The organism is Bacillus sp. Leaf49, assembly GCF_001426125.1.
GTDB lineage: Bacteria > Bacillota > Bacilli > Bacillales > Bacillaceae > Bacillus > Bacillus altitudinis.
Genome location: NZ_LMRK01000003.1, coordinates 1 through 12,736 on the forward strand (window position 1 = coordinate 1; position 12,736 = coordinate 12,736).

A 12,736-nucleotide genomic window follows, 5' to 3' on the forward strand; every position below is an offset into this window, starting at 1 on the left:
CCAGTAGCTCCAGTTGCACCCGTGATTCCAGTGGCACCAGTAGCTCCGGTTGAACCTGTGATACCCGTGGCCCCAGTAGGTCCGGTTGAACCTGTGATACCCGTGGCCCCAGTCGGACCGGTTGAACCTGTGATACCCGTGGCGCCAGTAGGTCCGGTTGAACCTGTGATACCTGTAGCACCAGTAGATCCAGTTGCACCTGTGATTCCCGTTGCCCCAGTAGGTCCGGTTGAACCAGTAATTCCTGTAGCTCCAGTGCTGCCCGTTACTCCAGTAGAACCTGGAGCACCAGATGCTGCCAAAAGCGTATAATCCGGGGACGTATCTGGCGTACCTAAAGGTGGAGCAGAGTTCACAATATACGTACCACCTTCATAAGTGACCACTTGACCGACTGAATACATTGATGCTCTTTCTGGATCATATGTTTCAATACCACTTAATCCTACCCCTATAGGGCCAGTTTTCCCAGAAGCCGCCAAAAGGGTATAGTCGGGGGAAAGTCCAGGTATTCCTGAGGGAGCATCTACCTTAGCAATATAAGTACTGCCATTATACGTGACAACTTGACCAGCCTCGTAATCTTGTGATTGTGAGGGGTTAAAAGGGAGGACACCGGTTAATCCGCCAGCAGGTCCGGTTGGTCCGGTAGGCCCAACCGGACCTGCTGGGCCTCTTCGTCCAACCCTTTGAATTATTTTTGATTGTTTTTCTCCTTTTGCACAAGACGGATCCCCTTGAGGTCTGTTTTGTTTTGAATGTTCTTGTTTAATAAAAGGACAGTCTCTTCTTTGAGGACGATCATGACGTGATCTTTTGTAATGAGGCTGCTCATGATATCTACCGCAAAAGGGACATTTGTGATCGAATTGATTGTACAAATTGCCCATCTCCTAAAATTGATATTTCATTCTATGTACGAATTTTTAAATCGGAAGTAAAACCTAGAAAATTCATCATTTCGAAAATCATCGAATCAAATCATTTAAAAGTTAAATCGTTTTATGTTATGGTGTTGAAAGAATGAAACTAGTATGATTTTTGAAAGAAATGGGGCATCATGTATGAGTCAATCAGTTTTACAACGTGCAGCATATTCCGTGTTAAATTTATCCTCTGTAACAGAAGGTGGCACAATCAAAGAGTCATTTGAACATAGTATGGATTTAGCAAAAAAAGCTGAGAAGTGGGGCTACCATAGATATTGGCTTGCGGAGCATCATAATATGGAAGGGGTTGCGAGTTCAGCAACATCCGTCTTAATTGGATATATTGCCGGAGGGACTGAAAAGATCCGGGTTGGTTCTGGGGGGATTATGCTTCCAAACCATTCTTCACTCGTTATTGCAGAACAATTTGGAACACTGGAGACTTTGTATCCAGGGAGAATTGATTTAGGTCTTGGCAGGGCACCAGGAACAGATCAGTTAACGGCAAGGGCACTTAGACGTAATCTTCATAATGGGGAGGATTTCCCTGAGCAGCTTGAAGAACTTCGGCAATATTTCAAACCGACTGGTCAGGTCAAAAAACATGTAAGAGCCGTTCCGGGAGAAGGATTGGATATACCAATTTGGCTTCTTGGTTCAAGTGGTTTTAGTGCAAGGCTTGCAGGAGAACTGGGACTGCCATTTGCCTTTGCGGCACATTTCTCCCCTAAAAATACCATTCCTGCTTTAGAATTATACAGACAGTCATTTCAACCTTCAGATGTGTTAAAAGAACCTTATGCGATGGTTGGTGTGACGGTTTTTGCTGCTGATCAAACAGAGCGGGCTGAATATTTGGCGACGTCTCATTATCAGCGCTTCTTGAGCCTCATTCGCAATACACCAGGAAAACTCAAAGCCCCTGTTGAAAGTATGGATGGGCTATGGAGTCCATATGAGAAGGCGATGGTGGACGAACAATTAAGTTCGACGATGATCGGGGATAAACAAAAGGTGAAAAAAGAGTTAGAAGCCTTTATTGAGGCGACTCAAGCAGATGAAGTCATGATTAATTCTGATATGTTTGACCATCAAGAAAGAATGCGTTCTTATGAAATCATTGCAGAGATATTTCAAGAGGAACAAGAAAAATAAGAATAAAAAAAGAACTGCCAAGAGCAGTTCTTTTTTATTTATGCTTTAGTAAACACGCGAAATGGTTGTCCAACTGGCAGTACTGTACGACCAAAATGTGTATTCAGCACAACAGCTGCAGAACCATAAAATGAAAGAAGAGAAATAATCAATTCTGCAATACCAGCCATCGTATGAGTCACATCGTACATCACACCAAACGAGCTTAGGGACAGGCCAATGAATAAGAAATCAATAAAGACGAAAATCAAAAACAATACTTTATGTGTTTCCATTGCACCGATCGTCATAAATAAGCTGAAAATCAAATAACCAATAAAAGCAAAACCTAGTTGTTTTGGGTCCGCAGCTCCCGCAAGCGTTTTCCCAAAAACGCCCGCTTGAATGAGCCAAGTGGTTCCAACGCCCATCCAAAAAAGACCGAATGCGCCGAAGGCAGTGGCTCCAAAAATATTATGATGCTTTGAATCTTGTATGGACGCAATCAGCTGCGCGATTCCTCCAAGGAAGATAGCCCAAGGTAAAATAAGGGATGTGCCATCTGTGATTCCTAGTTTTTGTGAAGACGCAACAAGCGTCACCATTGCTAAACCAAACAAACCAAGTGGTGTTGGGTCTGCGATTGATAATCGAATTGCTTGAACATTCTGTTTTTCCATAATGACCTCCTACAATTTGCACTTACAAAAGATACTCGAATTCGATAGAAACGTCAAGCTCTTTTTTAGTAGACACTTGCAACGTCTTCCAAATAAATCTATATTTAATACAATACATCATACATGTGATAGAAAAAGAGGGATGAGAATGAGTAAAGGCTTAGCTGGAAAGACCATTGCCATATGCGGAACAAGAAAAACAGAAGAAATGCGTACACTTGTTGAAAAGCAAGGAGGACAAGCTGTTATTCGTTCTCTTCAGGGCACTGTATTTTTAGCCAAAGAGGAATTGAAGCCAGGCATAGAAACCTTTGTAAAGAAGGGAGCTGACTGGGTCATTTTAACAACGGGTATCGGCACAGACACATTAATTGAAAGTGCAGAAGAGCTGCAGCTTGGAGAAGCTTTTATGAACATTTTATCAAGTGCCCATATCGCTTCAAGAGGATACAAAACGTTTGCGGCTCTAAAAAAACACGGCATTCAGCCAGATGTTTCTGATGAAGATGGAACCGTTCGTGACCTCATTTCAAAGTTAGAAGACAAAGAACTTCAAGGTAAACGGGTCATGGTGCAGCTTCACGGCGAAAATGCACCAGCTCTCATTGATTTTTTACATCACAAGGGAGCAGACGTTTTGCAGCTCATGCCATATCAGCACACGCCCCCTGAACCAGAGGCGGCGGACACTTTGCTTCAAGAAATGAAAGAAGGGAAGGTCCATGCCGTTTGTTTTACAACCGCTGTTCAGGTTCATGCCTTTTTCAAACTAGCAGAAGAATGGGACAAAAAAGAAGAACTGCAACATCTATTCGAGCAGAATGTATTAGCTGTAGCTGTTGGAAAAGTCACAGCTGAAGCTTTAAAAGAAGAGGGGATAAGCCGCATTCTAGCCCCTTCACTTGAAAGAATGGGTGCAATGATTATGGAATTATCTCAATATATGAAAAAACAATCGACGCACGCATAGAAAAAACGCCTTTCACATGACGAGTGAAAGGCGTTTTTGTTAGATTGTCCGTTTTCGATTTGTGCGAATTTTTTTCAAAACGAAATACAGTACGATGAGAACGATGGCAATGACCATAATTGGTGTTGTATACGTGTGAGCGACACTTTGAATGTGGTCCCATTTTGTCCCAAGCTGCATTCCAAGATAAATAAATAGGATGGACCAAGGGATGGCGGCTAATCCGGTCAAAAGAACAAATTTCAGAAATGGCATCTTTGCAATACCAGCTGGAATTGAGATCGCGTGGCGCACGACTGGGATAAAACGAGCTGTAAATACGACACCCGTTCCATATCGGTCAAACCAGCGTTCTGCCGTGGCAATATGATGCTCATGGATGAATAAATACTTCCCATACTTTGTTAAAAAAGGTCTTCCGCCGTAAAGGCCGATCCAGTAAATAAAGCACTGGGCAAGTGTTCCTCCAATCACCCCAGCGATGACGGCTCCAACAAATCCAATGCTTCCTGTTGACACCATATATCCGCCGTAGGCAAGTACAATTTCACTCGGGATAATTTCAATCATCAGTCCAAGTGCAACACCTGCGTAACCAAGGCTTGTCAGCCAGGTTAAAATTTCATTAAACAAGGTTCCCATTCATTTCACTCTGCCTTTAAATACGAATTTTCTTCAAGCATCCTTATAAGAGCCTATGCTTGTTTTGCTTCTCTCATGAGTATGCTTTGCATATATGCTAGCATGGCTGGCCGCATATCATGACGCATCAATCCAATTTCAGCCGCTGCCTTAAATGAGCCCAGCTTATCACCAACGTCAAATCTCATCCCATCTAATTGTTTTGCATAAATGGGTGATTCATGTGCAATGATTTTCAGCGCATCTGTCAGCTGGATTTCGTTCCCAGCACCTCTCTCGATTCCTTGTAGAATAGGAAAAATCGATGGTGTTAACAGATACCTGCCCATCACGGCTAAATCGGAAGGAGCTTCATGAATAGCTGGCTTTTCCACTAAGTCTGTGACTTCAAACACTTGACCGTCTACTCTAGCTGGTCTTATCATACCATACTTACTGACATCTAGACGATCCACTTGCTGGACGCCAATGACCTCTCTTTGTTTGTCTTCAAAGACTTCCATAAGCTGAGAGAGTGCAGGTCTTTCTGACACCATGACATCATCACCTAAAAGGACCGCAAAAGGATCATTGCCAGTAAAATGACGTGCACATAATACCGCATGTCCAAGACCTAAGGGCTCCTTTTGACGAATATAATGAATATTGGCCATATCCGCAATATGTTTGATTTCAGCCAGCTGTTCTTTTTTTCCTTTTTCAAGCAACGTGTGTTCTAGCTCAATCGAACGGTCAAAGTGATCTTCAATCGATTTTTTATTTCTTCCTGTGATAATCAGTATATCTTCAATGCCTGATTGAACAGCCTCCTCAACTATGTATTGAATGGCGGGTTTGTCGATAATCGGCAGCATTTCCTTTGGCTGTGCTTTCGTTGCGGGTAAAAAACGTGTGCCTAATCCGGCTGCTGGTATAACGGCTTTTTTGATGTTCATTGAATCATCGCTCCATTTCTGATCGTTTATTTTCTGATGGAAACACCCATAGGCGGCTTCCAGTAAAAGTGATCATCATGCCAAGAAGGGTACCAATCGCTTTACTAATGAATAATGAGAAGCCTGCTTGCTGCATGACATATAAGACAACATAGGTGAGGAGACACGCGACGCCGTTGACTGTGGCCCACTTGATCCATTCCCACCTGTCCGCTTTCTTTTTTACTTGGAACGTCCATTTTCGATTCCAAACATAACTGTTTAGCATTCCTGCTGTATAGGACAGGCACTGTGCAAGAAAAGAGGGAACAAAGCAAGCAGTGAAAAAAAAGAAGAACAGAAAGTCAATCATCGTATTGCTTGCGCCTATAGTTAAAAATGTGGCATAGGTCCGAATATTTTTCTTTGTCATGCGAAGGATCATCACCTCCTAGTGTTTGAGTGGGTGTATGAATACTGTACAAAAGCGAGTTGACGAATCAGTGAAGAAAAGATGAAAAAAACATGAACAAGCGATATCTGTTTTTTCACCAGCTCGTGATATAATTTGTAAGATGAAACGAACGGTGGTGCACATGCATGTATTTAACAATTGGAGAAACAGCTGAATACTTAGAAGTATCAGAAGCATATGTTGAAAAATTAATCCAGCAAAAAAAGATTCGTTACGTATTTGACGGGGAATCGTATCTCATTTATCAAGGGCAGTTTCAAACCCATATGAAACAGCTAGAACAATATAAAGAGCTCATTCAAGACATCTTAAATGAACCAATCCCTGAGGACCCGGACGTAAAAGATGAAGATTAAAAAAGACTGTACGAGAAGGGAGAACCTTTTCATACAGTCTTTTTTATTGGCTGACACCCGTTTGGACAATGTTCATATGACAATTCACTTGGACATCTGCATCAGGGTAGAGTTTTTGCCATTTCTCCGGTGTCATGGCTTTATCTTTAGAGCGATATCTCAAACCAAGTCCAAGTGGATCAATTTTTTGCTTTTTAAAGGATTGAACAAGGTCTTGCCCTTGCTGGGCCACACGCTTCTCCACTTCTTTTTCAACATGCTGCAAAATAGAAGGCGTATCGATTTTTTTTGATTTCATGAATTCTTTTAACTCACCTTTCAGCTTGATATCAATGGTGATATGAGGCTTTTTTGAAAGGTTTTCAGTTGGTTTAATGTGATAAGACACATGTGATTTGATATTTTCAATAACAACATGGGTTTTCTTTCTGTCATTAAATCGAAACTCATAAATCCCATTTTTATGATTTTCAATCATCGCTTTAAACGTAAATGTATCTTCCCCTGGAATATGCCCAACCATTTTTTCTTGATCAAAAAGAGCGACACCTGACACTTTAATAGAGTTGCTTGTATTTTTAATGTAAGGGAGGTAGGCATCCACGCCTTTTGCCATCATCTGATTCATAAAAATATGCTGATTGGTCACAGGTTGATTGCCGTTTCGCATGTTTTGAGCCAGTAAATCTGAAAGATATACACCGATATTTAAGTTGGTTTGATTCATTTTTGTATGCAATAAATCTTCAACTTCTCCGTCTACTATGGCAAATACTTGACGAGACCCAATGATCGGATCACGATAGATGTAATTCATCAAATCAATCATACCCACTTCTTTCGCCAGCTTTTCACTTATTAAAATCACGAGTACTTGTCCCATGACAACGGGGAAAGGCGATTTTTCCGAAACAAGAAACTGAATATTACTAATGGTATTTGACTTAGCACTTACAATTTGATAGCTTCCTTGTTCTTCGCTTTTAAAAACAGGGAAAACAAAGAAGCCCTTCATTTCTCCATCTTCCAATAAGTCAAATCCCGCCGCCTGCGAGATACTTAATTCATCTAAGAGACGAGGCTGTGCACAGCTCGTTAAGAAAAGACTCAATAACATGAGACATATCAGAATAGAATGTTTCATGTTCGTTTTTTCACCCACCTTTTTTTCAGCAGCAGCCCAATGATCATACATCCAATCAATCCATAGATGAGGATGTATCCGCTATATTCCACCCATTTATTAAATGTCTCAAATGAGGTAGCTCTGATAAAAAATGAAAACATGACGAGAATGAGAAGGCTGAGAACTATTAACGTGGTGCGCTGGCTCGTGTGAAACACTTGTTTTGCCATTCTGCTGGCTGCCCATAATGGAATAGCGATATTCGGAACGATAAGCAAAAGCCATAGCGACACTTCAATAAATTCAAAGCGCTGGATAAACGGAAGTTTGACAATGCTGGTTAATGTCAATGTCGGCCATTTCGTTAGTTCGAGCTGAGCACTTGAGTAGTACGCTATAGAGACGAGAAATACAAGCAAATTCAGGCATGTCGTTAGCAACACTCCCATATGTGCAAATTTTTGCGACGTTTGTGCTTTTTTAATAAAGGGATAATAGACAAGCAATGTTCCAAAACCAAACATGGATAAAGAGGCATCTTTGACCCCCATCATGAGTTGTGAAAATGAATGATCAAACATTGGGAACATAAACCGGATGTGACTATATTTCATGACATAAAAGCAGATAAAGGTCATCCAGTACGTTAGAACAATGCTAAAGAATGCCCAGCCAGCGATTGTTCTAAATCCGCCTGTGTGAATGTAATAGACGAGGATGAGCAGCACTGATGCAAATAAAAGACCAGGAATTTCTTTAAACAGCCAAACATGGATCACATCCATATAATGAACAAGCACAATCAAAGACAATGAAGAAAAATACAAAATGTAGAGAATGTTGATGAATTGTCCGAGCCATTTACCAAACACAGATTGCGTAATGTCACTAAATTCGTCAGTAGGTGCTTTTTTAAACAAAAAGTAAATGAGGAAGATCATCAAATTGACGCTTGCACCAGCAATTAAAATGGCGATCCACCCATCATTATTAATCGTCCGGACAAGATTCGTCTGGAAATTTAAAATACCAACACCTACTTGATTGGCATTGATCAGAAAAAACACAAAAAAAGGGGACACTTGAAATTTTTCTTTCACAGAAGAAGAGCTCATGCCTTCACTTCCTTATTCATAAAAATCATTTTTCCCCTTACGGCCTTGCTTTGGCTTTTGGCGGTGTATTGTTTCATTTTGCGGCCGTAAATTTTCTGGACGTTTTTTCAAAAAGCGGAGCTGGGGACGAATCAAACTACCCTTTAAATCGGCCAATCGAAGTGGAAAGATTGGCTCTAAGTAAGGCTGGCCTATAGACGTTAATTTCATTAAATGTGTAAGAAGAAAAGCCCCCATTAGCGAAATCCCTAGCGCTCCCCACACTTGTGCAGCAAAAAGGAATGGGAAACGTAAGAGACGAATGGTTGTCCCCATTTTATAAATAGGGGTGACAAAAGAGGCAAGAGCTGATAATGCGACTATAATGAGTAGGATATTACTTGTTAATCCCGCTGCAACCGCAGCCTGTCCGATCACAATACCTCCAACAATCCCGAGCGTCTGTCCGACTTTTGCAGGAAGACGAGACCCGGCTTCCCTAAGCAGCTCAATCGATATCTCTAAAAATAATGCTTCAATAATAGGCGGAAAGGGCACGAGATAGCGTGATGCTACGATCGTTTCTAATAAGTCCTTAGGAATCAGTTCATAGTGAAACGTTAAAACAGCTACATACAAAGGGGTTGCAAAAATAGAAAAAATCACAGCAAAAATGCGTAACAGCCGAAAGGAGGATGCTGCGATCCAAGACATGTTATAGTCTTCCATTGTAGAAAAATACTCGAGTAAAATTGTAGGTGCAAGCAGGGTATGAGGCGAACCGTCAACCATAATGGCTATTTTTCCTTCCGTTAAACCTGAGGAAACCCTGTCTGGCCGTTCTGTATTTAAAAACAATGGAAAGATTGTATTGGACACATCATAAAGCATTTGCGCAAGATAATTAGAATCTAGAATTTGGTCATAGTCAACATCTTGAATCCGCTGAAGAACGGTTTCAATGTTCTGTGGGTTGGCGATATCCTCTATGTATACAACGGCTACTTTCGTTTGAGAAAGGGTACCAACTGTGTGTTCAACTACTTTAAGGTCAGGAGTGGGCAGCCTGCGTCTGAGCAAGTTTAAGTTTGTATCCAGCCCTTCCACAAAGGCTTCCTGCGCACTGATAATCCCGAATTCAATCTCAGGTTGGCTCACTTGTCTGCCTTTCTTTTCTTCAATCGGCAAAAGGAGCGCTTTGCCCCAGTCTGTCTCAATTCGAACAGCAATACTGCCTCGATGAAGAGCTTCTTCCACTTTTTGAAGGTCCCTCGTAATCACAGCTTGTTCGATTGGGATGTGTTCTTTCAGTTCTTCAAGGGTGGGTGTCAGATGCAATTGCTGAATAAAAGGCAAGATTTGTTCATGAAGGAGATTGCCATTAATTAAAGGACGAAAAAAAGAAATTCTATAAAGGAAACCTCCGGAACTTGATAATTCATTGATAAAATCAGAGGAACGCGATAGTGCCTCAAATACTGAATTCGGGTCTTTCTGTTTTGATTTGTTTTTCTTCAGCACTTGAACCATCTCCTTCCGCGATTTTCCTCTATTATCCAACCAATCGTCTGAAGATATGCATAAAAAAAGCGTTCAGCTTCATGAACTGGACGCTTTTTTTCCATATTGAACGGCTTCTAATAAAAAGTCAGCCAGATGAATCGCTCTCATGCTAGGCATATGTCCTGCCTTTTTGACGCCAGCTGCCATTTGTAATTGACAACCTGGATTCGACGTCACAATGGCAGCTGCAGCTGTGTTGCTCGCTTCCGTCATTTTATGATCTAAAATTTGCATCGACATGTCTGGCTGCAAGATATTGTAGATTCCTGCAGATCCGCAGCAGCGGCCGGCATCTTTCATTTCTTTAAACGTTACCCCTTGAATGGCTTTCATGAGCACCCTCGGCGCCTGTTGTACATTCATCCCATTTCGTAAATGACAGGAGTCTTGATAGGTGATCACTTGCGCTGGCAAAGCCAGTGGCACGCGGCGGTGAAACTCCAGCTCCACAAGGATGCTTGATATATCGGTTATTTTCTGTGAGAAGGCTTTACTTCGTTTTTGAAAATCTGGATCATCCTGAAGCAAATGACCGTAATCACTTAAAAAGGCGCCGCAGCCGCCCGCGTTCATGACAATCGCATCGGCATCTGTTTCCTCGAATGCTTCAATATTCCGCTTGGCTAACTGTTTTGCTTGGTCTTTTTCTCCGCTATGACCATGTAGCGCGCCGCAGCACGTTTGTATAGGAGGAACGATCACATCACAGCCTGCCAGCTGCAAGAGATGAATGGTCGCTTTGTTTGTGTTTGAGAAAACTGTATCCATTAAACAGCCAGTAAAAAACGCCACCCGTTTTTTTGCCTGACCAATGGCTTTATATTCATTCAAACGTTTTTTCTTTTGAGGTGGCACCTTTGGAAGTGCCTGTTCCATCAACTGTAAATGGGAGGGAAGCACCTTCAGTATGCGCGTCTTTCTGGCGGCTGTTTGCAGTCCAGATGTTTGATAAAATCGAAGAAAACTAGCAGCTTGTCGCATACGACTTTGTGACGGAAAGAGACCTTTAAACACAACACGTCTCATCAATTTGACAGGAAATGATTGTTTTTTATGTTGTTGAATAATGTCTCTGGCATCTTCTAGCAACTGTCCATACTTGACGCCAGAAGGGCAGACTGGTTCACATGCACGGCAGCCAAGACAAAGATTAAGGGAATGTTCAACATCTTCATCTGGCTCAATGACGCCATCTCTTACAGCTTTCATTAACGCAATTCGGCCCCGAGGAGAGTGCGTTTCTTGTTGTCCAGATTCAATATAGGTAGGGCAGGAAGGGAGGCAGAAGCCGCAGCGCATGCAATTAAGCAGCTCCTTTTCATCCATTTGCTCCTGAAACTGCTGCTGGATCTCTTTTTGCTTAGAAGAAGAACTCATGAGACCACCACCCGCTTTCTTGAGGCTTTTCCAAACACTTTATCTGGGTTCATGATATGTGCTGGGTCAAGTGCCTGTTTAATCGCCTTCATGGCAGCGATTCCTTCTTTTTTGACCTTCAGCTCCAAATAGGGCGCTTTCATAAGACCCACGCCATGTTCGCCTGTAATGGTGCCGCCAAGTGCAACGGCTTTTTCAAAAATGGCCTGAAAGGCAGCTTCTACACGTTTCATTTCTTCTTCATTTCTTGCATCTGTCGCACAAGTGGGGTGTAAGTTGCCATCACCTGCATGACCAAACGTACAAATGTTCACCTCGTACTTTCGTGCAATGTCTTCGATTGCACGAACCATATTGGCAATTTCAGACCGGGGAACGGTAGCATCTTCTAAAATCGTTGTAGGACTTAATCGAGCGAGGGCAGATAAAGCAGAGCGTCTCGCTGTTAAGAGCGCACTTGCCTCTTCTTCTGAATGTGCAATCTTGACGCTTTTAGCCCCGTGCTGCTCACAGACTTCTGCGATTTTTTGGATATCACGAGAAACAGCTTCAGGGTTGCCGTCCTGTTCAATTAATAACACAGCTTGAACGTCGGTGGGCAGGCCGATGTTTGCAAAATCTTCAACGACTTCAAGGGTCGGCTGATCCATAAATTCTAATGTAGCAGGAATGATACGCTCAGCAATGATGGCCGATACAGAAGTCGCAGCTTCTTCAAGGCTTTCGTATAAACAAAGCATTGTTTGTTTCGTTTCTGGAAGCGGCAGGAGCTTTAGCACTGCTTCTGTGACAATCCCGAGTGTTCCTTCTGAACCAACGAACAATCGAGTCATATCATACCCAGCGACATCTTTTGCAAGCTTTCCGCCTGTTTTGATGATGTCACCATTTGGCAAAACCACTTCAAGCCCAAGGACATAATCTCTTGTTACTCCATACTTTAACCCCCGCAGTCCCCCTGAATTTTCGTTAATATTGCCGCCTAATGTGGAAATTTTCATAGAGCTTGGATCAGGCGGGTAGAAGAGACCTTTTTCCTCTACTTGATGAATCAATTCCTGCGTAATTAAGCCAGGCTGCACCGTTGTGGTTAAATTTTCTTCGTCTATTTCTAATAATTGATTCATTCTAGTAAAGAGAATCACCAATCCGCCCTGAGTAGGGCATGTTCCTGCGCACAGATTCGTCCCTGAGCCTCTTGGGACGATCGGCACTTTGTAAGAGGCGCACAGTTTCACAATTTGCTGCACTTCTTCTGCTGTGCGAGGTGTCACGATGGCATCTGGCATCTGTTGGAAATTTGGTGTCGCATCATAAGAGTAGGCAAGACGATCCGCCTTGCTGTCTTGGACATTGGGCGCACCGACAATCTCTTTTAATTGATTTGAAAATTCTGAATCTAGCATATGCAATCACTCCCGCTCATTTAACGTCTCTTTTCTAAAAGTATAAAAAAAGAACCGTCACATGACTATA

The 12,736-nt window shown here is 42.3% G+C and carries 12 protein-coding genes and 1 pseudogene; 3 read left to right on the plus strand and 10 right to left on the minus strand.

All coding sequences use genetic code 11. The features are described from left to right. Positions 1 to 890: pseudogene (locus ASG46_RS03350) on the minus strand (BclA C-terminal domain-containing protein); the annotation flags it as partial. Between the two features lie 174 nt (positions 891 to 1,064). Here ASG46_RS03350 and ASG46_RS03355 point away from each other — a divergent pair. Then, positions 1,065 to 2,084 (plus strand): LLM class flavin-dependent oxidoreductase, encoded by a 1,020-nt coding sequence (locus ASG46_RS03355; RefSeq protein ID WP_008346608.1) that lies wholly within the window; start codon positions 1,065 to 1,067, stop codon positions 2,082 to 2,084. 38 nt (positions 2,085 to 2,122) lie between these two features. Here the strand turns inward: ASG46_RS03355 and ASG46_RS03360 are convergent, their stop codons facing one another. Beyond that, positions 2,123 to 2,743 carry an acetate uptake transporter gene (locus ASG46_RS03360; RefSeq protein WP_007499188.1) on the minus strand — a complete coding sequence of 207 codons (621 nt, stop codon included), beginning with the start codon at positions 2,741 to 2,743 and terminating at the stop codon, positions 2,123 to 2,125. A 148-nt stretch (positions 2,744 to 2,891) separates the two neighbouring features. On the opposite strand from ASG46_RS03360, the gene ASG46_RS03365 reads away from it, so the two are divergent. Further along, positions 2,892 to 3,713 carry a uroporphyrinogen-III synthase gene (locus ASG46_RS03365; RefSeq protein ID WP_035391809.1) on the plus strand — a complete coding sequence of 274 codons (822 nt, stop codon included), beginning with the start codon at positions 2,892 to 2,894 and terminating at the stop codon, positions 3,711 to 3,713. Positions 3,714 to 3,752: 39 nt separating this feature from the next. Here ASG46_RS03365 and ASG46_RS03370 read toward each other — a convergent pair whose 3' ends face one another. Genes ASG46_RS03370 through ASG46_RS03380 form a run of 3 tightly spaced genes read right to left on the minus strand, consistent with a single transcriptional unit; the run spans position 3,753 to position 5,714 of the window. After that, positions 3,753 to 4,355 (minus strand): DedA family protein, encoded by a 603-nt coding sequence (locus ASG46_RS03370; protein WP_007499192.1) that lies wholly within the window; start codon positions 4,353 to 4,355, stop codon positions 3,753 to 3,755. A 53-nt stretch (positions 4,356 to 4,408) separates the two neighbouring features. Continuing rightward, on the minus strand, positions 4,409 to 5,290 hold the full coding sequence (gene galU / locus ASG46_RS03375) for a UTP--glucose-1-phosphate uridylyltransferase GalU (RefSeq protein WP_039167895.1): 882 nt from the start codon (positions 5,288 to 5,290) through the stop codon (positions 4,409 to 4,411). 4 nt (positions 5,291 to 5,294) lie between these two features. Continuing rightward, positions 5,295 to 5,714, minus strand: a complete 420-nt coding sequence (locus ASG46_RS03380) for a GtrA family protein (RefSeq protein WP_056703132.1) — start codon at positions 5,712 to 5,714, stop codon at positions 5,295 to 5,297. A gap of 155 nt (positions 5,715 to 5,869) precedes the next feature. On the opposite strand from ASG46_RS03380, the gene ASG46_RS03385 reads away from it, so the two are divergent. Next, entirely contained in the window at positions 5,870 to 6,100 is a 231-nt protein-coding gene (locus ASG46_RS03385) for an excisionase family DNA-binding protein (RefSeq protein WP_008346618.1), read from the plus strand. Positions 6,101 to 6,143: 43 nt separating this feature from the next. On the opposite strand, the gene ASG46_RS03390 is transcribed toward ASG46_RS03385, so the two are convergent. The 5 genes from ASG46_RS03390 to glcD form a co-directional block, all read right to left on the minus strand. Beyond that, positions 6,144 to 7,244: a Ger(x)C family spore germination protein gene (locus ASG46_RS03390; protein WP_025207469.1), complete on the minus strand. Its 1,101-nt coding sequence runs from the start codon at positions 7,242 to 7,244 to the stop codon at positions 6,144 to 6,146. After that, positions 7,241 to 8,341, minus strand: coding sequence for a GerAB/ArcD/ProY family transporter (locus ASG46_RS03395; protein WP_025207468.1), 1,101 nt, complete (start codon positions 8,339 to 8,341; stop codon positions 7,241 to 7,243). Before ASG46_RS03395 ends, ASG46_RS03390 begins: the two co-directional genes overlap by 4 nt. Positions 8,342 to 8,353: 12 nt before the next feature. Next, entirely contained in the window at positions 8,354 to 9,841 is a 1,488-nt protein-coding gene (locus ASG46_RS03400; protein WP_041507167.1) for a spore germination protein, read from the minus strand. 78 nt (positions 9,842 to 9,919) lie between these two features. Continuing rightward, positions 9,920 to 11,260: a (Fe-S)-binding protein gene (locus tag ASG46_RS03405; protein WP_056703136.1), complete on the minus strand. Its 1,341-nt coding sequence runs from the start codon at positions 11,258 to 11,260 to the stop codon at positions 9,920 to 9,922. After that, entirely contained in the window at positions 11,257 to 12,666 is a 1,410-nt protein-coding gene (glcD, locus tag ASG46_RS03410) for a glycolate oxidase subunit GlcD (RefSeq protein WP_056703138.1), read from the minus strand. The genes ASG46_RS03405 and glcD overlap by 4 nt, the downstream gene beginning before the upstream one ends. Between the last annotated feature and the right edge of the window lie 70 nt (positions 12,667 to 12,736).